Consider the following 24,039-nt stretch of genomic DNA (forward strand, 5'->3'; position numbering starts at 1 on the left):
AGACGCTCGTAGCTACTCGCGAAAAGGCGACAGATGGCGTACTACTGGGCCATGACACTAGATCTCGCTGCTTGGGCCGGTCAGGTGAGCCGAATCCATCAGACACTACAGGCTCTCATCTGGTCGGCGCAGTGCGCCGGGTGCAACAAATGGGACGAGTTGTTGTGTTCTCGTTGCGCGTCCCTGGCAACCCGCCCACCCACCAGCTTCGCTCTGGAAGACGCCCAAGGGATTCCTTCTTGGCCAATGATTGCTAGTGGCGAGTATGAGGGCGAACTTCGAAACATACTTCTTGCCGCCAAACACGATCCCGTCAGAGACCTTAGTGAGTTTCTGTTTCAGTCTGGCTATACATTTGGCGTCTCTCTCGGGAAGCGACTAGACGTTGGACAAGCAACGCAGATCTGGGTGGTCCCAACTCCGAGTTCAAAGAAGCGTCGGCAAGATCGTACTGAGATTGTTCCGTTCATCGCCAAGGGGGTTCAGGCAGGACTCAAGAACGCCCTCGCCCTTCGTACCGATCCCGAATATCTTCATACTGGCGCGAGGGGCCGCACGGTCCCTGATGTTAGAGTCGTGCGCGCTGTGCAGCTCCGCCCAACCACAGCTACCACCTCTGCTGAAGCAGAAACTTCCGTATCTGTCCTCAAACGACTATGTCTTGAAGCCAGGCTACGAGGAGGGGGCGGCTCGCAGCAGGGACACGGAGTTCGCGCAAGAGGCCTTGCACGAACCGGAATGATGGAGCCCACCTCTGAACTCCCGAAGAACGTGAGAATAGTCGTTGTTGACGACGTCTGCGCGTCGGGAGCAACGCTACGAGAAGTGCTAAGACACGTTGGCAATCAAACCTTGGCGATCACCGTGATAGCAGTGAGCAGACCGTCTCACCCGGGGGAGGCAATGTACTCGAATGATCCGGATATCGGACGCCACGAAGCACCGACCCGCTGAAACGCGGTCTGATCCTCTCGTTGAGTTATCCACTCAGAGGCGCCCACTCCGGAGTTCACCCAACGGACCTCGTCCGGAGCCGGCGATCTAGCCAAAAATCCTCCGATCGGCACTACCTTGACCTGGCGTTCCTCCGTCTCCGGGACTGCATCGCTAGTCAGGGTGAGCAGCACGGTTGAGCCCGCCCAAGAGATACTCAGGGCCGGGTCAATCACCCTCTCCTCCAAACTCAGCCGAGAAATGGAAACCTTGCCCTCGCCGTCCGTCACCAGGGTCCCGATCCAAACTCCACCCGAACGGGTCAACAGAGCAATCCTTGCGCCATCAGGAGAGATCGCCACCTGCACGATCTCTTGTTCACTGAGTCCTGTTGGAATCGTTGCAGGCTCTGCGGATGGCTGAATCAGGGCAACCTCGCCGCTGTTTCCCGAGGTTGTTGTCCACACATTTCCCCATCGATCAATGCTCGGCTTTGAGGCTCCGGCAAGTTCCAGTGTTCTTACTTCTCCACCGCCAACCGGAGCGATCGAGACGGAATGTGCGTTTCCGATCCACGCAACGGGACTGTCCTTCAGAGGTCCGACAGCGGGATAGCTAGGATTTTCTCCTAGTTCTTCAGCAGACAGTAGTACCCGACTGTCCGAGAGAAGACCGATGCTCAGTGCACCTTCCTCAAGCCAGACAATCCGTTCAAAGCTGTAGTCGGGACCGGTCGGCAGGTCTGGTGCGTCCAGGTTTACGTCGTTCACCGCTATCTCAACGTCCGTTACGCTTGCAGACTGTTTTAGGGTCTCTGTAATCTCCCACTTCAAAAGTCTGCGCAGCTGAGCGTCATCGGGTAGCTGCCCGCGCAAATCCACCCGCGCGACACCTTTAGTAACGTCCACGCTTTGGGTCGTGAGATCCAGTCCCTCGGCCAAATGATTCATCACCGCGCCCTCCAGTATCTCCGGAGGACCCTGCAATACTGCCTGCGCCAAGTGAGAGGCAACGCGCGACCTGGACACCCACCTGGGATCCGCAACCAGACTCTGGCCGTCTGCCGAGACGAAGTAGACGTTGTAGGAACCAAACTCCGTGGTGAAGGACGACTGCGAGAGAATCACCCCGTCTTCGAGACCCGCAATCCTCCATTCACCGTCCTGTCTCGCAAGTCGAAAACGCAACGTCGTCGCTGTGTACATTCCGAACTCGTGCAGGAACCCGTCCTCGCCCACTGTCGCCGTTGCTGGAACAGTAAGCGTCACCTGCGCCGTATTTCCCGATTCTTCCTCGCCCATCTCCGGCACCGGGATATGGTCCGTTGGAAATATCGTCACCTGGGCGGTGGGCTGCCAGGTAGCGGCCGTGCTCGGAAGCAAATAGCTCTTGGCCGTGTCGTAGTTATCGAATGAACCGGCCGCACTCGCACGCAGGAAGTCCGAGATCAACTGTTCGGGCGTCGACCCCGCCTGGGGACCCGAGCCGATTTGCCCAAGTGGCTCGCGGTTGGGCGCCTCGATTGGGAACGAGTGTGGTGAACCAGCCATTGGTAGCTGAGCGCAACCGGTGACAAGAACGAGAGCCAACGTGAGCAGAAGTGCGATCGATCTTCGCATCACTCCCCCTCCCAGACCATCAGCGGAAACTCTGTAACTGCGCTCAAAGCCTCCCTGGGGAGTGTCACCACGAATGATGCTCCCTTCCCAGGCTCTCCCCACACGTTAATCACGCCGTTGTGTAGCTCGACGTCTTCTTTGGTTATTGCCAGTCCAAGACCGGTACCGCCTGTCGTGCGAGCCCTGGCCGGGTCCGCACGGAAGAACCTATCGAACACCTGTTTAGCGGTCTCAGGCGACATCCCCACCCCGTAGTCACGCACCCGAAGTGCGACCGATGTTTCACCGGCCGCCACGGTAACCTCAACGGGATTGCCCTCTGAATGCTCGTAGGCATTAACCAATAGGTTCCGAACCACACGCTCCATTCGTTTGGGGTCGAGCGGCACAGAACATCGTTCGGGCCTGGCTGAAAGTTGCACTTCCACACCCAGACGCCCAGCTAATCCCGCGTTTGCGTTGATAACTTTTTGTACGAGGGAGTAGACGTCGGTCGACTCGCCTTCCAACTTTGCACTGTTCGCATCGTACCTAGAGATTTCGAGTAGATCGGCCAGCATCTCTTCGAAGCGCTGTGCCTCAGAATGAAGCAGTTCTGCAGAGCGGTGTCCCGCTGGACTGAGCTCATCCCGCTCCTCGTAAATCATGTCCTCGGCCATGCGGATCGTCGTCAGCGGTGTACGAAGCTCATGTGAGACATCCGAAACGAACCGCTGTTGGAACTGCGATAGCTCGTCGTAGTCGTGAATCTGCTTCGAGAGGGAATCGGCCATGTCATTGAAGGCGCGCCCGAGCATCGCCATCTCGTCTCGTCCCTTTTCATTGACTCGACTATCCAAATCGCCGTCGGCGAGACGTTCGGCTGCTACGGCGGCATGGCGCACCGGTCGAAGCATCCGGTAGACAAGGTAGAAGGTCAACAGGCTCATGATGATCAAAATGGGGACAGCTCCCCACATCAACACGTTGATCACCAAGTCCACCGTCTTTTGTTCATTGGCCAGCGAGTACAAAATGTAGACTTCGGATTCGCCTGCTAAAGGAAGATCAATGAGCGTTCCCGCAAGAATCGCGGGCTCTGTCCGATCATCAGCTTCGAGTGGAACAGACTGCCAAGCTCCCTCGTCGTGAACAAGAACTTTACGCAGGCCGGACTGTGCAGCTAGTTCCTCGACGGTGCTGGACCCGAGGGCATTTATTCGAACTGCGGAGGCGTCCCTTTGAGTCGGGGTAAGGTACACCCCCACCGCCCCCGCACCCCGGGCAGATTCGAGCATCGAATTTAGTATCTGTGCTGCCGACTCCTGAACTTGATCCGGGGTTGCGGCCACCGACTGGTTCAGGCTCCCCTGTGCTGCAGAAAAGCGGAAAGAGGCGTCCTCTAGTATCGCGTCACGCCGTTGCTCAAACAGACCGGTACGAAGCTGGGTCGCCACCCAGAATGTGAACAGGGCGAGCACAATGGTCAAGAAAGCCGCCAACGTTGCCGCAATTCGCGTAGAGAGCGAACCAGCGAGCCAGCTGGGCGTCTCAAGCCGAGCAACCCTGCCGTCAGTGGCGGAGTCAGACTCGTGGGCGGTGCCCTCCGGGTTTCCGCTTGCAGGCGGGGTTTGATTCAAGAGCCTGTGCCAGCGCGATAACCAACGCCGCGCACAGTGATTATCAGCGAGGGGTTCTCGGGATCGCGCTCAATCTTGGAGCGCAAACGTTGGACGTGGACATTGACCAGGCGGGTATCCGCGGCGTGTCGATACCCCCAGACCTGTTCTAGTAGTTCCTCGCGACTGAAAACCCGCCAGGGTGCTTTGGCGAGGGCAACAAGAAGATCAAACTCAAGTGGGGTTAGGGAGACTTGCTCTCCGGCCCTGGTCACGTCATGTCCGGACACGTCAATCTGTAGATCGCCGAGCTGTAGCTGTTCTTCCTCTGTGTCCTGCTCGCCACGGAGCCTGGCCCGGACTCTCGCGACCAACTCTTTGGGCTTAAACGGCTTCGGCACATAGTCATCGGCCCCGGCCTCCAAGCCCTTGACCACGTCTTCCGTGTCAGAGCGAGCGGTGAGCATGACGATGGGCACATTGGATACCCGGCGAATGGCATCACATATCTGAAACCCGTTCTTTCCAGGCAACATAACGTCAAGCAGGACCAGGTTGGGCTCATGCCGCTGGAACGCAGCGAACGCTTGGTCACCGTCGTAGCAATCCACGACCTCGTAACCCTCAGCGCGCAAGACAATGCCGATCATCTCCGCCAGAGCGGCATCATCATCGACTACCAGAATTTTCGAAGGCATAAACCGATGGTGCCATGAACGGGGAAACCTGTCACGTACAACCCGCATTTCGCGCCATCGTCTACACCCGCCCGTATCACCTCCAGGCACAGACACGCCACTTTGCCGCATCTGGTGCGAAAGCGCTGTAGGACTCACAATGGTTTCATGAGCAATCAGAATGGAAGCTGGGAATGGCCCGCTGACTACCCTCCCCAAAACTATGGTTCGGCGCAAGGAAGCTGGGATCAAGGACCCTACTCTACCGGCCCGAAGCCGCCCGTGGTGCCATTTCGCCCCATCAGCATCGGCGACCTCTTCGAAGGAACCTTTGCGGCTATTCGCTCAAATCCCAAGGTCATGTTCACGTTCTCACTTGTGACCATGGCCATAGTCGGTACCATTGCCGGAATTGCGAACGCGTTTGTCTTTGAAAACCTTCCAGACTGGGCGGACGGCTTCGACCCCACGGTCTTGGACCCGGGCTCCTCCCCGATGATGACTTTGCCGACACTGTCGTTACAGTTGGTCATTTCCGTGTTGCAAGCAGCAGCCGCGATGTTGATTACGGGAATGCTTGTCCTATCTGTCACCAACGCTGTCGTCGGACTGAACAACGATATGACAAAGACCTGGGGACAGTTACGGCCCCGCTTTTGGAATCTCGTCGGTACGACGCTACTGGTCGGACTGATCATCGGTGGCATCGCCGTGATCGGAGTTATCGGCATAACTTTGCTAATTGTTGCGATCTCAAGTGCGATCGGTGACCCGGGTCTTTTCCTCGGGATTACTGCCCTCTTGATGATTCCAGTCTTCATTGCCGTAATCATCTGGTTGTCAATCCGGCTCTACTTTGCCACCATGTGTGCGGTCGTGGAAGATGTTTCTCCCACCCGGGCCCTCGCCCGATCATGGAACCTAACAAAGGGGTCATTCTGGCGGATTCTCGGTCGAGTCACGCTGATGATCCTGGTTGTCGGGGCAGCCTCATCGATCCTCAGCGGAGCGATCACCGCCGTTGTCATCGGTCTGTTAAGTTTCCTCGACGCATCCTGGATTATCGGGTTGGTCTCGACGTTGCTCGGCGCCCTGGTCTCGGGCTTGGTTCAGCCGGTCACCGCAGCCTTCAGCTCACTCATGTACGTCGATGAGCGGGTCAGGAAAGAGGGTCTGGCCCCGCGTCTGCAAGCGGCCCTCGACGCGAATAGGCAGGATCAGGCACAGCAGGAGGCTCAGCTTCCCCCTCTATGACCGTGAAGTGCTCCCGTTGACGCAGAGGTGCATATTTGTCCTCCGGGGAACCTAGAGTGCGATACGGACCCGAGGACAGACGTTCCGAGTCTAGTTCTTCTGTGCCCGCTCCGTTTCCTGCGACTTCACGAACGACCTCAACCAGTGCGAGAAGGTCATCAGCGGACGGTGGGGCTGGCTCGAATTTTGATTGAAGCCTTATGACTTCCCAGCCGCGCGGAACAGTTAGTCCCTCCGCATGCACTTCACAGAAGTCGAAAGAATGTGGTTCGGGCGAGGTGGCGATGGGCCCTAGGACGACCGTTGAATTAGCGTAGTCGTAGGTCAGGGTCGCAACGGCTTGACCGCGGCACCCCGGCTTTGAGCACTGTCGCACTGCGCACCGCCTCTTCCATCCGTTTCTAAACCCCATTAATGCTACCCGGGTCTTGGTAGATTCCTCCGACGTCCTACCGAGTGGCGCGCCAACTTGGTAATCCCGGCCGAGACCTTGGCTTCAAGTCTCAAGTCCCTACCTCGACCCGATTCGCGGTACCGTTTGTGTATGAGCACGACAGGGAGACACGCCAGGTACCGCGCCCCTGACCGCTTACGGATAGCCGCGCTCAAGGATGACAATTCACGCCTTGGGACGACCCCACCGCCGACCCGCTACCGTGATCGACGTGGCCGAGGGTTGCGGGGACCGCTCCTTCATCCGGCTCTTCCCGGCTGGCTGACCAGGCGGGAACAGTTTATTGAGCTAGTTCAACAGGTTATGGGCGAGTTCCGCGAGAAGGTACCCGAGGCCTGGACCATCGAGTTCGGAGTCGAAGAGGTTCCGCCATCGGATCCGGCCGACTGGGAAGGGCACGAGACGACTCTGTCACGCTCATTCCCTCGTGATCGACGTAGAGGACTCAGGCCACGCGTTGTTCTTTACCGATTGCCGATCATCCGATGTAACGCGTCGGATCAAGTGATCCCTGCGGTCTATTCGCTACTTGCGGCACGGACCGCGGAACTATTGGATATCTCGCCGGACGATCTACTCAACTGACCGAGTTCATCCATGAGATGGGAAGACATCCACTTGGCGATTGACCGTATTCGCCACGTCCTGGCGTAGGTCCATTGCGGACGTGAGATTTCCGGCCGGCGCCTCTACAGTGACCCGCAGTGCTGCGAATATCGGCGAGCTTGAGGTAAGTGACGCAGCGGTTTCCGATCCGATCTTCGAGAGATCAACGGACTGCGTGGACTCAGCCGGTACTTCAATCTCAGATTCGCCGAGGGTCACGATCACAGTTTGGCTTCCAACGTTTGCCAAGACGAGCTCTCCCCGGATGTTTACCAAACCAAGTTTCTCAGTCAATGCGCCGAGTGCCGACTGTGTCGGAAACATGGCGCTATCCAACGAGTCGGCAGACGAAAGTAGGTTGCGAATCCCCACGTTGAGGTCGGGAGAAGCTGCAAATACGCCCCCATCGCTCTGCTCCAACACCGAAGAGACAATCGGAACGTTGGAAGTAACTTTCAGAGCCCTTGTACCCGCGGGCAGTCCGGCCAGATCAACGTCAAAAACCCCCATCGCTTCAACCTCGAGGTCTTCGGTTCCACCCAGGATGACCGGCCCGTCCTCCCCGTACGCCGTGATCTCGATCGATCCTGGTTCCGTACCCGCGTTCGCGACACGCAGAGTCTTAGCACTCTGAGTATCTAGGCCGACAAGGACTGACTCGGTCGCCGGAACGACCCCGGGGACTCGGGAGAGGCCAAGTGGCAACTCCCCGTCTAGCCGCGAGGTCTGAAGCCATGAAGCCACGCCCATCCCGTCAGCCTGCACTCGAACGGCGATCCGACTTTCCCCGGACGCCCAGACTGCGGGGAGGACGGAGACCGTAGACCCTGCTGCAACCGTAATGGTCGCGGGCTGATCCAGAGCGGGTCCAATTGCGGTCATCACTTGAACCTGTACCTCGACAGACTTGATCCCCGGATTGCTCAGAACAAGTACCGTGTCGTCGCCGATTTCCGTCGCGCCAGCACTCAAGACAACATCTCGGCTGGGAATGGCACAGGACTCGAGAATGAAACTGGCCAAATCGCCCTGGGGCTCCGCCGAAAGTGTCGCAGCAGCATATGAGTCACTCTGGAGGTCCTGCGCCGGCACCTTCAGAGCGGATCCTCCGCCCTGCAACGGCTCGGCGGTGATACCTGCGGTCTCCCAGAGCTGCGGTTCACTCTCGCGCGGCTGCGCAGTGGCAGGGTCAATTATCCCGGGAGGGCAAGCGAGCACGAGCTCACCCTGTTCAAGCGCCACATCAACCAGTCGTCCTAGTGTCTCCGCTTCGGTAGGACTTCCACCGGTAGCCGTGTCCGAAGCTCTCAGCTTAAGTAGAGTAACGCCGCCGAGTCCGCCAATCAGCAGGATGAATATGAGGATGCCTGCAACCATCCTTGCCGGGTAGCTGCGCCGAATTCCACCGGGTCCGCGCGCATGGTCGCTACTCATCGCCACCCGCCTCATCGGTTGTCGCCTCTATTTCGTCCTCAGGACCGAGCTCCCCCATTGGTTCAAGGTTCGACTTAGTCTGTGCAGTCGCCATCGGAATGCGCTTCGCAGATCTGGCACGAAGAGGAATCGAACTGACGAGTAGTACCAGAGTCACAAAGGCGACGCCGCCGATCCACCAGGGCTGATATCGGGTCACGTACTCAATACTCAATTGACCGCTTCCCGCAGGAATCTCAAAGGCCTGGCGCCAGTCACCGCTGTCGACCTGCTTTAGTTCCACCCCATCAAAGGTTGCTCTCCAAGCCGGATCACGGGTCTCGGCCATTACCAGGGTCCCGCTCTGATCCAGCTGAAGACTGGTATTCACTCGAACTGGGCCGGATGCGACTTCGATGGCGGTGCCATCGAGGAACTGAACCTTGATTCGAGCGGGAACCGACTGATTAGGGCGAACACGCCACATCGTTCCAGCCTCAACCGTTCCTATGCGTTCCATGCCCTCGGTTGCGTCGATGGTGTTAGTGATATCAGCAACGTGGTCACTGTCTGAACGCAGAAGGACGATATCAACGGCGTGTTTCTCAAGGTCGGTCGCCGAGTCTCCACGAATCCCAGTAACCAGTGCCGCACCGGCCTCGGCCAGTGACTCCTCGGACCCCAGTACGGCCAGATTATTCTCGCTGGAGGCAATGCCCGTCCAGCCGTGAATATCGGCGATCTGCGCTCCCGATCCTCGTAGCAGCATGAGCTGAAGAAGCGGGCCGTTGGTTGAGATCTCCAGAACCCGAGCTCGCCGCTCCCCCTCTTGGGCCTCTTTCGCGATCAGCGGGAATGCCTCACCGCGACTCGGAGAAATGGCGAATGAGGCGAGTTGGGAGCCGCCGTTTTGGTTGCCTGTCTGCGCCGGTCCGATAATGCCCACTACAAGTAGTCCAGCAATCGTCAAAGCAGCGCCGAGCGAGGGAATCCCCCCTATCAACCCACGTACAAGCGCGCCTCGGTCTGAGGACCTCTCACGTCGCAGACCCGGGGCCGACACTATCAATGGAGTGGAACTGGTCATCGCAGTACTCATAAGCGAGAGTGTGCCGGCCGCCATCAGGATCGGGGCAATGTAGGTTCCCCCGCTGCTCGCGGTGACCTGGGCGGCTCCCGACCAAAAAAGGACCACGCCCGCGAATGAGCAGACCGGAGTCCATCGAATCCCTCCGCGGTGAAGCAACGCATACGCAAGCGAAACAACGGCCCAACCAAGCAGGAACAGTCCTGACGAAGCTGCGAAGATCATCCAAACGTTTGACCATCCGAAGGCAAACTCTGGGTTGTCGAACGCCGCAGGACTCAGTTCGTAGCCAGCCAGAAACTGCCACCAGGTGGAGAGTTCTGCACCGGAAGAAACCCCTCCGACCATCCAACCCACAAACTCGGTGGCGTTGAACGATGAGATATGAGCGGCCAGGGAAGGGAGAACCAGAACGATGGCCGGAATAACAACTACCAGAATGCCCCAGAACCGGGTGCTCACCTTCGACCGGGATTGATCGACCACCAGCGCTATCTCCGGAGAGAGCGACTCTCTGGCCAGCGAGGCCATTGAAGTTCCGAGCGTTGCAATCAAGATCGCGACCACCAAGACGACCAGAATCATCACCGGAGCAACCGCGCCGATGAACAACGTCGCGAAACCGGCAATACCAAGCCACGCAAACCTGTCAGCCCTGGAGACCAAGACGACCTCGGAAACCGATCTGACTCGCCGGGCGATAGACGGCCCCAAACCTCGAAGTAGTCCAGTTGCGGCGACCGGGAGTAATAGCAGGGCGAGTACAACCTGAAGATCGCCTCGCACCAGGGAAATTATTAGCGGTGGTGAGGCGGCCCATAGCAGAGCGCCCGCTAACCGGATCGGGATTGAGTGAGTCAGGGTCGAAGCAAAAAGCCAGCCGAAACAGACCGCAAGCGGCAATGCGAACAGAGGCAGAAGCGTCGCAAATGTAATTGGTTTGATGCCGATAAGTGCGAACGGTGCACTAAGCAGCGCAAAAGGCACCAAAACTGGGGTGGCGGGACCAGCGGCACCGTCACCAGAAATCTGCCAACCGCTGAGTGCCTGGTCCAAGAGCATGCCCCAAGATGTGGGAAGGTCGCCCCAAAGTCCGCCTTCTATTCCGCTCAAGTAAGGTCGCCAGATGAAGATCGAGGCAACCATCACCAGAAGCAGAGCCACACCTAACGTAATGCCGGCCTTGAGACGGTGCTGATCCAGTGCGGCCAACGCACTCTGGTCCAGCACGGTCTGGCTAAGCCGTTCCTGACCCGAAACCCTCTTCCTCATCCTCCGAGCTCGACCGATGTCTGCGGGATTCGCCTCCAACTCCGCAACCGCACTTCGTGGCACCTTTGCAAGCGCTGCGATGTTACGTCGTCCACGCATAACCGAACCAGACATGCCCACCAAACGTAAGTAAGCGTTGACCTCGGCCAGCGCCAACCTCGGTTGCCTGGTTAACAGCCGCCCAACCAAGCGAAGAACGGTGAGAATGGGCAGCCACAAGACCAAGAGCGGAAACGAAATGGCTGATACGGAAAGGCACCAGTTGTAAATCTGGGCGGTACGGCGGTCCTCAAACGAATCATTTCCGCCACGCTCGCGTGTTCGAGCCGCCTGCTCGTGTAAAACCCGAGCGTGCGGCGCAACAGCGACGCGGTGACCGGCCAGACGGACACGCCGCCCAAACTCCAGCCCATCGCCGAAGGGTCCAAGTGCTGGATCCAGTCCGCCAACCTCGTCCCAGACCTGCTTACGAACTAGCATTCCAGCCGTTCCCACGGCCAGCACATCCTGACGTGAGTCGTACTGTCCCTGGTCGATTTCGTCAACCTCGATGTCCTCAACGCGTCTACTACTGCCGGTGGCGCGAATGCCTAGTTCAAGGAGCCGAGTCGGATCGTCATAATCCAGTTGCTTCGGGCCGATTGCTGCGATGCTTCCGGAGGGGCGACCAGTCTTCAGCAGCCAGGCCAACGCTTCCGGCTCAGCGATCATGTCGTCGTGCAATAGCCAGATCCACCGAGCTCTCGACACCCCGGGGATTGCCTTTACATCAGGGTGACCTAGAGCGGCATCAATCGCTTGTCCCAGGTTGGCGGCTGTCGGCGCGTGTACCTGCTCAATTAGCGCTTCAGCGTGGGGAAAGCTGAGCTTGGCCGGGGCCGTGTGACTGACGTGCACAAGAAGAATAACGCCGGGGAGAGCGGTCTGCGCGAGAACGGAATCGAGCGCCTTCAGACCCTTCTCGGTCGGAGTTCGCGGATTGTCCCTGTCGCCGCGAACAACAACGATCGCGACCACATCAGATGCGTCGGCGTCCAGAGCAGAGGTTCGCTTTGACGGTTGTTCAGGCACAGGACCTCGGTTGAAGAAAACCTAGGAGGCAGAACGACGTAGTCTCCGCCGTTCCCTTTCGGAAAGGCCGCCCCAGATTCCGAAACGCTCATCATTTGCTAGGGCGTAGTCGAGGCATGCGGCACGGACCTCGCACTCCGCGCAGATGCTCTTGGCCTCCCTGGTCGACCCACCCTTCTCCGGGAAGAAAGCCTCGGGGTCAGTCTGAGCGCAGAGAGCTTGGTGCTGCCAGGCAAGGGGGCCGTCAAATACGTCCAGTGCTGGACTCAATCCGGAGTCCGGGGTGAAGGCAATTTCACCCTCTCCGAATATGTTCCACATACTGGCTCCAATACTGATGGGAAGTAGCTACCTACGCCTCGCTACGTCGCCCGGCATCCGTTTGACACCTAATTACACCCGTGTGATTCGACCTCTGTCAAGCCGATTCCAGAGACTTCGAGAATAATCCGCGTGTCGTTCCCGCGTGGCGCGAGTAATTCCAGGCATCCCGCAAATAGAATTGCCGATCGCTCATGAGGCTTTCCACATTCAGCACCGCTAGTCTGGGTACGTGGAACAACTCAACGCAACCGGGCTTACCAAACGGATCACCAACGTATCTGAGCCCGTTCTCACCTGGTTCGCTCCAGCAGGTAGGGAACGAATTGAGCTCTCTGGCCCCGTGGCCAGACGTTGGATCGCAAAGACCGACAACTTCATGGCATCGGAGTTCCCCTACGGCGGGGAACACTTCTGCGCCCTACTTCCCGCGCACTGGCGCACCCCGTTTTGGCTCCTGGTTCCCTGGATGAGGGGAATGCGCCTTGAGCCGCCACGGACTGCTACCGATGTAGACCTCGTCGTGAGTGATGACTCTGCTTTCTTGGAGTCAATCGCGGACCAGGGTGGTCCTGATGCCCTGGTCGCACAGAACCTGCACTCACTGGCGCTCGCCTGGTCCGGTGAACTCCCTGGCACGATGCTGGACGGAATCGCTGACGTGATGACGTACGGTGATTGGGTCGAGGACCCAGCCGAGGCAGAGCCCGGCGTTCAACTGGTTTCAGAATCAATCGAATGGGTCCCTCCGAAACTGTGGACAAAGCCCGAGGAGCAGGGGCTACCTATCGAGACCCTCGGCTCCCTCGACTACGTCGGCCCGCTCTTTGCGGCGGACAGAGGAAAAGGCAGTACGTCCGCGAAGGCTGGTGAGACCTCGTCACAAGAGTCCCTCGCCCGCGCCTCACTGAGGCAGGATTCCCTCACCGACTCCGTACCCCGCCGGAACGCCCACGCCGACTCCTCGACGAGAGGGGATTCCCTCGGGGCGGCCGAGCCGTCACTGAGCGCGAGTTCATTGGACCTAGAAGGCGCGCGCATCCTCGTTCACACTCTGAACCCGGTGCTTTTTAGCGCTCAGATCGCGGGCTTCTGGATGGCTGGCGCCAGGGTGATCTGGGCTCCTGGCCACACCGTCTCACAGGAGCTACTGGACCGCGAGCGCCCCGACTATGTCCTACCCGACGGCGGCGCCCACAGCTAACGACTGTTACCAGACCCCGATTAGGCGTGCAACAGCCAGGGCGAACCCGTCCATGCGTCTCCGGCGAATCTGTGGAAACCGGGCGAACAGCTTCACTCGAGTCGAAATAGAAGTGTTTTCAAGCAGTGCCGTCATCTCGGCGAGTTCGTTCTGCCACTCACGGTCCGCTCCAGCCTCATCCGCAACGCGCGCCGCATCGTGAGCGACGCGGAGAAACTGCTCGCGGTACTTGCCGCTGCGAAGATTCCTGAAACGAGACAGGACCGCCTCCGTCCCGCTGTGCTCCCCGAGCGCGTTCTCTGAGTGCTGACGGTAGGCGACCTGCGGCTCCTTATCAATCATCCAGCTCAGACCGGCGGCTCGAACCAGGGCATAGACATACCAGTCATGCAACCAGACGCCGTCCGCACCGAAGCGACGGTACTGGTTCACGATCAGACTCCACGACTCGTAATCCATTAGGAAGGTCGAACCCGGGCCGGGCGCCTCAAACACAAAGTCCCACTTCGCTTGAGGTTGATCTTTGCGGATTACGTGCTTGCTGAGAGTTCCGTCCGGGTTCCGTTTGAACGATAGGACGTTTGAGGAAACAGCGTTCACCCCGGCTCGCCTAAGGAACTGGACCTGGTGCGCTAGCTTACCGGGACGCCAAATATCGTCCTGGTCGGCGAAGGCCGCATATTCGCCCTCGCGCACCTCCATACCATTCAGCGTATAAAGGAAGTTGGCGCCAACGCCCGGCTCGCCGGTGCGGGAAGGCAGTACGGTGACGCGGCTATCGACCTGAGCTAGCTGGCAAATCCACTCGGCGGTCCCGTCAGTGGAGCCGTCATCGGAGATCGTCAAAGTAACCTGAACGCCGTCTTGGTCGAGGATAGAGCGCACCTGTTGCTCTATCCAACGACGACCGTTGTACGTAGCCACCGCAACGTGAACAGTGGGCAGGTCCGCAGGCTGACTAGAGGCCAACTATCCACCGTCCATTCCACAGAGGTCAAGGTTTTGCGCCCGAGGCGCGAGGAACCGTGAGTACACAGTACGAAAGTCTACAGTCGAAGTAACACTAAGACTTAGGCTCGGGAAGCCGAGGCCGCGTTGACAAGCTCTGGGTCGAGCTTCGGGCACCACGGGCGACGGAGGCTATCTGGGTATAGAACACGAGGTATTCGCCCCGAGACGTCCGCCAATACGACACTGGCATCAACGCCGAAGAAGAGATCGCCGGAGCCGAAAAGTACGGGCAGGACAAGCGTGATACGCCGGAACCATACACACATTCATGCCGCGACCCCTTCTCTTAGCGGTAGCTTCTGAACCCATGCGAGATTGGTTTTGGAGGGTCTGACAGTGTCTAGAGCGCATCAATGAGATCGCGGATCAGTTGGGAATTCGAGATATTACGCTGACGAGCTACCTCATCAAGCTTGGCGCGACGGCCGGTATCGAGACGAACAGTAATCGGTTTTGCATCCGAACCAACGCTCACCGGACGACCCATAACCGGCTTACCGAACCTCCAGTTAGGGAAGCCTTCTTCTGCTTCTTCCGCCCATCGTTCAAGGTCCTCATCGTCGAACTTCGTACCGTCCGCACCGACATAGGTTGTCATCTTCTACCTCCCCACCCCAAGTTCATTTAGGACCTTCCTAGTTGCAGACATTGCATGGAAGATAAGCCATTCATCATCGTTCAAGTTCACAGCTACGTATTGCAGCAGACGTCCATTCATATCGATTCCGATTCCGATCCACTCAGGAGGAAAACCTGTTCCTTCTCTGGGCGCCGAGCGGATGCTGTTCTCAAGTGCTGCAATAGCGTCTTCATCTTTGATCTCCGGGTGTATTCGATTTACTCGCCTATGTACTCGGATCAACATGGCGCTTCGCCATCATTCGCGATGCCAGAAACAATTGTATTACATAAGTCTGGAAACTCATATACTGATCGATTTGGCATGCCGTGATACTGGCGATTTGCGTCGCCTTCGGCAAGTGGCATCGTCCACGGTTGGGGAGAACTCCCATAGTCCGACCCCGTTCGAAGTAGCTGTGGACAACTACAGTTATTCTCACGAGCCGCTTAGGAAACCTAACCTTTTGGAGCCACTTGGGTGAGACTCATTCTGGAGACCCAGCAGTTTTCACCGCCCAGATCCTGTCTTCCGCGTGACCACGGTGCAGAATTGGGCACATAGGCTATGCTCCCAAACCCCACTGCCTAGAACATGCCACGACATCTGTTACTTGAGTGCCCAATAAAGTGGTTACTGGCCCAACTCGCCGTACTTTGCCTCCACCGCATCCTTTTGTGGCTTCCACCAGTCTTCGTTCTCGGTGTACCACTTCACGGTTTCCTCGAGTCCCTCACGGAAGTTTCTGAAGATCGGCTTCCACCCCAACTCGTCACGCAACTTCGACGCGTCAATCGCATACCGCAAATCGTGTCCAGAACGGTCCGCCACCAAGTCGTAGTCGTCCGCCGGGTATCCCATGATCTCATTGAGCATATGGACGACCTCTTTATTGGTCTCCTCACCGTCCGCGCCGATTAGGTAGGTCTCGCCTATCCGACCACTCTCAAGGATCTCCCATACCGCCCGGTTGTGGTCCCAAACGTGAATCCAGTCGCGAACGTTGGCTCCCTCGCCATAGAGACGAGGGCGGATACCCACCAAGCGATTGGTGATCATCCGAGGAATGAACTTTTCGATGTGCTGGTAAGGCCCATAGTTGTTTGAGCAGTTTGAGATCGTCGCCCGCAGCCCGAAACTACGAACCCACGCCCGAACAAGCAGATCCGAACCTGCTTTCGAAGCGGAGTACGGGGAGGAGGGATTATACGGGGTCTCCGGCGTGAACTTGTCGTCGCCTTCGAGGGGAAGATCGCCGTAAACCTCGTCCGTTGAAACGTGATGGAAACGGGTGTCGTACTTTCGCGCCGCCTCAAGGAGGGTGAACGTGCCGACTAGGTTCGTGTTGATAAATGCTGCGGGGCCCATCAGGGAGTTGTCGTTGTGCGACTCTGCCGCGAAGTGGACAATCGCATCCGCGTCCTTGACGACCACATCCACGATTGCTGCATCGGTGATGTCGCCATTGACCACAGTCAGACGAGTCTTTTCTTCGGGGGTGAAACCCGTCAGCGAGTCCGGGTTCCCGGCGTAGGTGAAGGAATCAAGAACCCGAACTTCCACGTCTGGTTTCTCTTTTAGCAGGTAGTGGACGAAGTTGGCTCCAATGAAACCGGCGCCGCCGGTGACCACAATGCGCATTAGTTCTCCTCGGTTGGAAGGTACCGCGAGTAAGTCTATCTGGACTGCAGGCCAACGGAACGAAGTACCCGCAGTCCCCAGTAGCGCACCTACAGTCTCAAACCCGTGAGAGTTGGCTTCTGACTGAACGAGCTAAAGCACGAGCGCCCCCACAGGGGCACGAAGTCGTTCAAGGCCAGAAACGGCCGTTAGGAGAGTATCCTTCACTTTCCAGATAGGGTTTTGGAGTGAACTCTCTAGTCTCGGTCGTCGTTGTGACGTTCAATCCGAATCCCGTCGCGCTCAAGCGACTTCTGACTGCACTCCGACCCCAGGTTAACTCGGCGATAGTTGTTGACAACGGCTCCAGCAACCAGGCGACAATTCGCGATCTTGCCAAAGAGTACGGTGCCACGCTCATTTGTTCCGAAGAGAACATCGGCATTGCCGCCGCCCAGAACGTGGGGATTGAGCACGCTCTACGAAACGGCGCAGACCATGTCCTGCTCAGTGATCAAGACTCCGTGCCCGCACCTAATATGGTCCAGCAACTCATGCAATGTCTGGGCGAGCAATCGAGTCTGCCTCACTCCCGTCCCGTCGCGGCGATCGGTCCTGTGCCGGTAGATGAGCGGGGTAACAGAGGGGACGCCCTGGTCTACTCGTTTACAACCTGGGGACCAAAGCGCCGAGAGATTCCAGAACCCGGTGATGTCCTCGAAGTTCCGTTTGTCCTTGCTTCCGGATGCCTGATTCCCCGTGCCGCTCTAATTGACGTGGGACCGATGAACGAGGGGCTATTCATCGACCATGTCGACCTTGCCTGGTGTTTGCGTGCAATCCAGAAAGGATATCGAGTCCTAGCTTGTGGAGATGCTCGCCTAACTCACGAGTTGGGTGAGGAAACCACAAGGCTTCCTGGCGGCCGCGAAGTACACGTCCAATCCCCCATGCGCGCGTATTTCATGGTTCGCAATACTCTGCTTTTGATGCGCGCGCCGTTCATGCCGCTCAAGTGGAAACTCGGCTATATTCCCTACCTGACCAAGTACATCGGGTTCTACACCTTGGCGCCGGGACGTGAAAGACGGGTTCCGCAAATGGTTGAAGGATTGTGGGATGGCATAACGGGCAAAACTGGACCGTTTCAGGACGACTAGTCCTTTCCGCGTTCAACCAGGTTGATCAGGTAATCGCCGTATCCCGATTTTCTTAGGGGTTCTGCCACTGCCCTCAACTGCTCATCAGACAAGAATCCTTTTCGCCACCCAACCTCTTCTGGGCAACCGATCTTCATTCCTTGTCGGTCCTGAACCGTGCGAACGAAAACCGCGGCATCCGATAGGTCGTTGAAAGAACCCGTATCAAGCCATGCGGTTCCCCTCGGTAATACCGAAACCGCTAGTTTTCCCCGCCTTAGGTACTCTTTGTTTATGTCCGTAATCTCGTATTCGCCCCTGGCAGAGGGCGCAAGAGTCTTTGCAATGTCAACCACCGAATTGTCGTAGAAGTACAGTCCTGGCACCGCATAGTTCGAACGAGGTTGTTCAGGCTTTTCCTCAAGTGAAAGCGCGCGATACTCGTCGTCAAATTCCACCACGCCATACTCTTTCGGATTAGCCACTTGATAGGCGAATACGGCTCCACCATCGATATCGTTCAGGCGAGACAGCCGAGTCCCCATTCCCGGCCCATAGAACAAATTGTCTCCGAGCACCAAGGCAACCTTGTCATCCCCGATGAACTCTTCCCCAATCACGAAAGCCTGAGCGAGACCATTAGGGACCGCCTGTTGCGCATAGCTGATCTCGACCCCGAATTGCGACCCATCCCCCAATAGCCTCTCGAAGGCAGACGCGTCGTGAGGCGTCGTTATTACAAGGATGCTGTCAATGCCCGCCAGCATGAGCGTGGTGAGCGGATAGTAGATCATTGGTTTGTCATAAACGGGCATAAGTTGCTTTGAAGTGCCCAGTGTCAGCGGATGCAAGCGGGTACCACTACCGCCGGCCAAAATGATGCCCTTCACAGATGATCTCCTTATTCGTATACGACACTGCGTACGGCTTGAATGTACGTCGGACCCCACCGGAGTGTGGGTTCCAGTACCGCCGAGTCAGTCCAGTCATTCCACGCATTGACAAAGACCAATCTCTGGTCCAGAGGTCTCGAAGCAACTATAGACACAGCTTGGTCCAACCATCGGCGGAACGTATAGGGATTCGATCCGTACCATATGTCAGCAAGAAGCTTCTTTCGCGAAGTGTTATCGAAGCTCACCATCACAGTTGGGAAGCTTTCCACCCCCCGTTTTCTAGCACTTACGGTTCCGTTATGTACTGAGTCCTTATATGAGAGCAATCGTCCGTGGAAAACAGTCTTAACGTTGAGGTGGGCACGAGAGGCCATGGATTCTTTTAGGTCAAGGGGCGGGTATCCCATGATTCCGTCGAATCCCGACTCCCTATACTGATGAGAGACTTGACCACGTTTCTTGTCGGTATCGACGGCGAGCAAATAGATTTCTCCAACACCTCGTTTAGCGGCGCGCGCACGCCACTCCCGTGTAACCTCCCCCACGTCTGGAATGTCGGCGGGACGAAAGACTGAAAGAACCGGCTTTCCATCCATCCGAAGGTAGCGGCGATCCTCAAGAAATGGCATCACGTCGTCGATGAAAGCGCCCGTATCCAGTTCGTCATATCTCTGGGCACGAAGTATCTCTTCCGAAACCCCATCCCATGGCTTAATCCAGTCTTCATTCATCCACATCAAGCAGAACGGTTGATCAAGGTTCTTGTCTTCCAGCAGCCGCTCTATCGGAAGGTTCAGACTCCTTGCCCCACTAAACCAGTAGTAGTAATACATTAGACCGCGGACTCCGGCGTATTCCTCGAGGTCGAGCTGACGGCGACGAACCTCATCATTGCGCAGATCGTAAGTGCCCAGTTCGGACGGAATAAGTGGCTGGACATGCCCGCTAAAGGACTGCCTGGCTTTCATGACTCGGTTCCACTCGCGCTCTCCCTGGCTCCATTCCTCCTCCCCCGCGGCTGCGGTGTGGAATTGGGGCGCATAGAAAGGAATAACGCGCGCTGAGGGAATAACCGGGGTTCCCGGGATAAAGCGCCTCCACCCATCGTTCCCTGGCCCTTGAATCTGTAACTCCTGCCCGGTACTCGACGTCCGGTATCCCGCCTCAGATGTCAAGACTCCAATCGTGCGTTCAAGTGCGTAGGCTGTCGTACCCTCGGTATCGCCTTTTCCCTTTTCAAAGTCTTCTGGAGTCATGGCAAGGGCGCGAAGTCCCTGCAGAATAAAGGAGCGAATCCAGTACATTCCACCCGCGGAAAAGCTCAGTTCCAGGTGATCATCAGCGATTCCCAGACGCTTTAGCAGCTCTCGCGCAGCGACTCTACCCGATCCCCAACTCTCTGGACCACGAAGACTGCCCTCTTGCCCCAAGCAACCCAGTGACGGATCCGAGGCGAAGAGGGCAAGGACTGCTCGGACATTGTCTGCGGAGCCAATGAGGTCGCCAAGACACGCGCGCAAAGAATCCGGAGAAAGGTCAGATCGAAGTTTCAACACCAGATCGTAAGAATCCAAGTAACCTGCATTGGCCAGCCAAACGACCGCCGCAAGGCTTCCACCACGACTCTGAACATCCAGAGGAATGACTCTGCGGACCTCGCCGACACGAAAAGACCCAACCGCCAGTTCAGTCCCGGGTGCTCTAGTGATAAAGAGGTCAAACGGAACCGGGATTTTTGCGAGTTCAGATTGAATGATCGCATGGGCGCCCTCGGCGCTTTCTAGGTGTAGTAGCACCGCGACGCGCGCGCCCGAGTGTCCGACTCTTTTCGAGGCACTCCTCCATCCCGGCGGAACCCACGCGTTCGGATGACCGCTCGAACGGGCAAGCCAAGCGCCGTGTGATGCCGGCCCAGGAACTCGTAACCCCTGGGCCCTGAGCACTCCGGAGGTCTCACTCTTCAATTTATGAATTGCCTTGACGCCAAGATGACCCACTCGCCGAACCAAAGAGCGCTTACCGGCCTCGAACCGAGCAGCATCACCCTTTATCCGAAACGCGCTGACACCGTCAGGAAGCCAGTCGTCAATGCCCTCTCCGTACCTCTGTCGCACCTCACGTATCGCATTGGCCGCCATTACGACATACCTGTCGCTGACAACAAGACTTCGTTTGACCATCGGGATACCGGCGTCCAGAAGTACCTTCCATCCATCAAACGTCGGATTTCCTTCGCTGAGAGCAGTCGTCTGAGCATCCAGCATCACGTCCCATGAATATCCGTAGAGTTCACAGGTTCTCATGAGCCCAAACTCATAGACCTGGATTATGTTCTCTTTACTTCTCTCCTGCCGGACAGACTCAAAGAAGCGAACCCAGGGCTCCTCCGCCAAGACGCCGTTGCGGAAGAGGACAAAGAATGACTGGAAATGATGCTCAATCTGGTATGACTCCGTCAGTGCAAACACGTCCGCACTAGAATCACTTATTGCATTGTCAATGGCAGTAAGTGGTTCGAACGGACCAACCATTGAGTCGTTGGTAATAAGCACCCGTGGTAAGGACCGGATCTCCTGGAACTGTGACAGGACGGCACCCCAAGAACCAAAGTCATAACCAACGTTGCAACGTCTAAGCACGACCGTGGAATCCGGGATCCCGTAGGGCCACTCTAAAGCCCCTTCTACGTCGGAGGTATTGACGACTAAAGAAGTAAAGCCGATATCCTCAAGGGCCTCCAAATAGGCCGAAAGGGACCTCGACATTTGCGCCGTGGCGGTCCACGACGAAATGATGGCAACTGAGCCAGACTCGAGTGCCTTCGAGATGTCGCCGCGCTCCAGTCGAACTGGATTGCTAATAACCGCTTCACTCATGGCGGACCCTATTTGATGAAACGACGCACGGCCGAACGTAGCCACTGCTCGGTTCGAACAGCCCGAGCCTTCCTGTCGGCTTTGGCACTCTGGACTCTAAGATTTCTTTTCCACGCAGGGGTGGAGCGCACACGCCGTAACTGTTCTTGCGACGTATTCGCTCGCTCACGCAACGCAACGTTTTCAACTTGCAGGCTACTAACCTTATCCTCGGCGGACGCAAGGGCCTGGTTGGCCTCCGTCAGCCTGTGCCTTAGCAGTATGACTTCGCGCTCAAGATCAGGTTCCGGAACATCAGACATCGGTGATGACCTCCAGTTCAGACCAACTGCCCGGCAACCTAAGCGGACCTGATTCTGCTCCCTGATCATCGGACCTGACCAACAGTTTCCAACCCCGGTCGACCTGATCCCAGACATGGCCGTACCGGCGCAGGGAAGTCGACAACCAGTAGGTCCCTGACTCGATAGGAAGTGCCGGTAGATCCAGCTCGATCGAGCTGAGTCCCTCCGGAATATTGTAGGTTCTCCCCTCCAACATTGAACTCTTTGAGGACAAAAGAGCGCCGCTCTCCATAAAGATGGAAATCACCACCTCCACCGATTCGACGGGGCTGGCAACCTCCAAGAGCAGACGGAGCCTGTGATCCTCTCCGGACCGAATGATCGATGTGGCTTCTCCGTCCGTTCCGAGCACTTCGATTCCTTGAACAAAAGCCTCGCCCGATCCACGTCGAGGAATATCACGCTTTGCCGATGAGTCAAGTAAATACTGCTCTTCCTCCACCGCATTAACGTTCGAAATGTACTCTTCGACCACCTGTTCGATGGCACCCATCGCACGGATTTTTCCGTGATCCATCCATATCGCCTCGTCGCAAAGCTCTCTGGCAAGCGGCATCGAGTGAGTGACCAGGGCAATTGTGGTGCCCCGTTCACGCAACTTGTAAATGTAGTCGAAGCACTTTCTTTGGAAAGCCTCGTCACCGACAGCTATAACCTCATCAACTATCAAGATCTCTGGCTCAAGCATGACAGCGATTGCGAATCCGAGGCGGACAAACATCCCCGAGGAGTAGGTCTTCACCGGAGCATCTATAAACGGACCCAACTCCGCAAAGTCGATAATCGCTTCCATGTGCTCGTTTATCTGCTTGTTCGACAGCCCTAGAATCGCACCGTTTAGACGGATGTTCTCCCGCCCCGTAAGTTCACGATGAAAGCCAGAACCAAGCTCAAGAAGAGCGGAGACATTTCCGTTGACCCTGAGCAGACCCGACGTAGGTCGATAGACACCGGCCAGCATCTTCAACAGAGTCGATTTTCCAGAACCGTTATGTCCCACCAGACCGAACGTACGGCCCTGCCGGATGCCGAAGGAGACATCATCAACCGCATTGAAGGTGTGTTTGGCCCCGCTGCGTCCCTTTACGAATGCCTCCTTGACCGTGTCCCTCTTCTGCTCGTGCAGTTTGAAAGTCTTGGTCAGATTCTCGACCTGGATCGCGAGTTCACTCATGCGTGCTCCCCCAAGTCCTCACCCTTCGTTCGCACAACCCAGGTCGCGAGGCCAAGCGAAACCAAAGCGGCTCCGGCAACCATCCCCCACTGGTATAGGTTCCCTGGGGTTAACTCATACATCAGCGACCTAAAAAGAGTGACGAATCCGGTGAGAGGGTTGGCCTGAAGCAGTGCGACGAGGTTTCCGCCCCACGCCCCGCCAACCATCGAGAGCGGATAGATGATCGGCGTCGCGTAGAACAGCAGCTGAAGGGCGATTGCAACCAGGTGTGCTACGTCCTTTGCATACACGTTCAAAATAGCGAAAATTGTTGCGATCGAACCTACGAATATCACTACGAATACCATCCACACAGGGATGAGCAACCACGTCCAAGACACGTTGCCCAAAAAGAGCATTATGATCGCCAAAATACCGAACTCGATCAGAGACTGAACCCCGACTGCCAGGGCAGATCCCAAAACCGGCGCGTACGCGGGAAAGTAGACCTTCTGCAAGATCTGTCCTGCACTAAGCATTTCCGCGATTCCGTTGTTCACGGTGTTGGAAAAGAACGTCCAGAAGATGAGGCCACAGAACAGCCAGACTACGAAAAGACCTTTACGTCCCGAGCCGAAATCCGGGGGTTCAACCCTGAGAATGATAGAGAACACAACCGAATAGATGCCTATAGTCGCCAGTGGAACCACGAGGGACCATAGCCAACCCAGGGCACTTCCTTTGAACTTTGATTTCAGGTCACGTTGCCCGAAGGTATAGATAAGGAACCAGTAGGACCAAATCGGCTTCTTTGGACGCACGCTTTCTGCGGGTGTCGTGCTCATATGTCTTGGAGTCAACCAATCATC

The 24,039-nt window shown here is 57.0% G+C and carries 21 protein-coding genes; 5 read left to right on the forward strand and 16 right to left on the reverse strand.

Annotation, left to right across the window (positions count from 1 at the left end; translation table 11 throughout):
• Positions 1-33 precede the first annotated feature (33 nt).
• The gene (locus U6G28_00505; GenBank protein ID WRS30209.1) at positions 34-954 is read left to right on the forward strand and encodes a phosphoribosyltransferase family protein; all 921 of its coding nucleotides are present in this window, start codon (positions 34-36) and stop codon (positions 952-954) included.
• On the opposite strand, the gene U6G28_00510 is transcribed toward U6G28_00505, so the two are convergent.
• Genes U6G28_00510 through mtrA form a run of 3 tightly spaced genes read right to left on the reverse strand, consistent with a single transcriptional unit; the run spans position 888 to position 4,848 of the window.
• Positions 888-2,552, reverse strand: coding sequence for an LpqB family beta-propeller domain-containing protein (locus U6G28_00510; GenBank protein ID WRS30210.1), 1,665 nt, complete (start codon positions 2,550-2,552; stop codon positions 888-890). The genes U6G28_00505 and U6G28_00510 overlap by 67 nt on opposite strands.
• Positions 2,552-4,171 carry an MtrAB system histidine kinase MtrB gene (mtrB, locus tag U6G28_00515; protein ID WRS30211.1) on the reverse strand — a complete coding sequence of 540 codons (1,620 nt, stop codon included), beginning with the start codon at positions 4,169-4,171 and terminating at the stop codon, positions 2,552-2,554. The genes U6G28_00510 and mtrB overlap by 1 nt, the downstream gene beginning before the upstream one ends.
• Positions 4,168-4,848, reverse strand: coding sequence for an MtrAB system response regulator MtrA (gene mtrA, locus U6G28_00520; GenBank protein ID WRS30212.1), 681 nt, complete (start codon positions 4,846-4,848; stop codon positions 4,168-4,170). The genes mtrB and mtrA overlap by 4 nt, the downstream gene beginning before the upstream one ends.
• Positions 4,849-4,995: 147 nt before the next feature.
• Between mtrA and U6G28_00525 the strand changes: the two genes are divergently transcribed.
• Positions 4,996-6,081, forward strand: coding sequence for a glycerophosphoryl diester phosphodiesterase membrane domain-containing protein (locus U6G28_00525; protein ID WRS30213.1), 1,086 nt, complete (start codon positions 4,996-4,998; stop codon positions 6,079-6,081).
• On the opposite strand, the gene U6G28_00530 is transcribed toward U6G28_00525, so the two are convergent.
• Complete coding sequence (locus U6G28_00530) at positions 5,987-6,493, reverse strand: DUF3499 domain-containing protein (protein ID WRS30214.1); 507 nt, start codon at positions 6,491-6,493, stop codon at positions 5,987-5,989. The two genes, U6G28_00525 and U6G28_00530, sit on opposite strands and share 95 nt — an antisense overlap.
• 132 nt (positions 6,494-6,625) lie before the next feature.
• Between U6G28_00530 and U6G28_00535 the strand changes: the two genes are divergently transcribed.
• Positions 6,626-7,120, forward strand: a complete 495-nt coding sequence (locus tag U6G28_00535; protein ID WRS30215.1) for a metallopeptidase family protein — start codon at positions 6,626-6,628, stop codon at positions 7,118-7,120.
• A 6-nt stretch (positions 7,121-7,126) separates the two neighbouring features.
• Here the strand turns inward: U6G28_00535 and U6G28_00540 are convergent, their stop codons facing one another.
• From U6G28_00540 to U6G28_00550, 3 genes are read right to left on the reverse strand one after another with little or no spacing between them, the layout of a single operon-like run.
• Complete coding sequence (locus U6G28_00540; protein WRS30216.1) at positions 7,127-8,575, reverse strand: DUF5719 family protein; 1,449 nt, start codon at positions 8,573-8,575, stop codon at positions 7,127-7,129.
• Positions 8,568-11,984, reverse strand: a complete 3,417-nt coding sequence (locus U6G28_00545) for a glycosyltransferase (protein WRS30217.1) — start codon at positions 11,982-11,984, stop codon at positions 8,568-8,570. The genes U6G28_00540 and U6G28_00545 overlap by 8 nt, the downstream gene beginning before the upstream one ends.
• A 21-nt stretch (positions 11,985-12,005) precedes the next feature.
• Positions 12,006-12,305, reverse strand: coding sequence for a WhiB family transcriptional regulator (locus tag U6G28_00550; GenBank protein ID WRS30218.1), 300 nt, complete (start codon positions 12,303-12,305; stop codon positions 12,006-12,008).
• 232 nt (positions 12,306-12,537) lie between these two features.
• Between U6G28_00550 and U6G28_00555 the strand changes: the two genes are divergently transcribed.
• Positions 12,538-13,509, forward strand: a complete 972-nt coding sequence (locus tag U6G28_00555) for a TIGR03089 family protein (GenBank protein WRS30219.1) — start codon at positions 12,538-12,540, stop codon at positions 13,507-13,509.
• Positions 13,510-13,515: 6 nt separating this feature from the next.
• On the opposite strand, the gene U6G28_00560 is transcribed toward U6G28_00555, so the two are convergent.
• The 4 genes from U6G28_00560 to rfbB all read right to left on the reverse strand — a co-directional run bounded on the left by U6G28_00560 (position 13,516) and on the right by rfbB (position 16,780).
• Positions 13,516-14,478, reverse strand: a complete 963-nt coding sequence (locus U6G28_00560; protein WRS30220.1) for a glycosyltransferase — start codon at positions 14,476-14,478, stop codon at positions 13,516-13,518.
• Positions 14,479-14,860: 382 nt separating this feature from the next.
• Positions 14,861-15,118, reverse strand: a complete 258-nt coding sequence (locus U6G28_00565) for a CopG family transcriptional regulator (GenBank protein WRS30221.1) — start codon at positions 15,116-15,118, stop codon at positions 14,861-14,863.
• Between the two features lie 3 nt (positions 15,119-15,121).
• Entirely contained in the window at positions 15,122-15,385 is a 264-nt protein-coding gene (locus tag U6G28_00570; protein ID WRS30222.1) for a hypothetical protein, read from the reverse strand.
• A 387-nt stretch (positions 15,386-15,772) separates the two neighbouring features.
• Positions 15,773-16,780: a dTDP-glucose 4,6-dehydratase gene (gene rfbB / locus U6G28_00575; GenBank protein ID WRS30223.1), complete on the reverse strand. Its 1,008-nt coding sequence runs from the start codon at positions 16,778-16,780 to the stop codon at positions 15,773-15,775.
• A 227-nt stretch (positions 16,781-17,007) separates the two neighbouring features.
• Between rfbB and U6G28_00580 the strand changes: the two genes are divergently transcribed.
• The gene (locus U6G28_00580; GenBank protein ID WRS30224.1) at positions 17,008-17,919 is read left to right on the forward strand and encodes a glycosyltransferase family 2 protein; all 912 of its coding nucleotides are present in this window, start codon (positions 17,008-17,010) and stop codon (positions 17,917-17,919) included.
• Here U6G28_00580 and rfbA read toward each other — a convergent pair.
• From rfbA to U6G28_00605, 5 genes are read right to left on the reverse strand one after another with little or no spacing between them, the layout of a single operon-like run.
• On the reverse strand, positions 17,916-18,788 hold the full coding sequence (gene rfbA, locus U6G28_00585) for a glucose-1-phosphate thymidylyltransferase RfbA (GenBank protein ID WRS30225.1): 873 nt from the start codon (positions 18,786-18,788) through the stop codon (positions 17,916-17,918). The genes U6G28_00580 and rfbA overlap by 4 nt on opposite strands.
• An 11-nt stretch (positions 18,789-18,799) precedes the next feature.
• Positions 18,800-21,670, reverse strand: coding sequence for a glycoside hydrolase family 99-like domain-containing protein (locus U6G28_00590; GenBank protein WRS30226.1), 2,871 nt, complete (start codon positions 21,668-21,670; stop codon positions 18,800-18,802).
• An 8-nt stretch (positions 21,671-21,678) separates the two neighbouring features.
• Complete coding sequence (locus tag U6G28_00595; GenBank protein ID WRS30227.1) at positions 21,679-21,972, reverse strand: hypothetical protein; 294 nt, start codon at positions 21,970-21,972, stop codon at positions 21,679-21,681.
• Complete coding sequence (locus U6G28_00600) at positions 21,965-23,188, reverse strand: ABC transporter ATP-binding protein (protein ID WRS30228.1); 1,224 nt, start codon at positions 23,186-23,188, stop codon at positions 21,965-21,967. Before U6G28_00600 ends, U6G28_00595 begins: the two co-directional genes overlap by 8 nt.
• Positions 23,185-24,015, reverse strand: coding sequence for an ABC transporter permease (locus tag U6G28_00605; protein WRS30229.1), 831 nt, complete (start codon positions 24,013-24,015; stop codon positions 23,185-23,187). Before U6G28_00605 ends, U6G28_00600 begins: the two co-directional genes overlap by 4 nt.
• Positions 24,016-24,039: the final 24 nt, after the last annotated feature.

This window comes from Actinomycetaceae bacterium MB13-C1-2, assembly GCA_035621235.1.
Lineage (GTDB): Bacteria > Actinomycetota > Actinomycetes > Actinomycetales > Actinomycetaceae > Scrofimicrobium.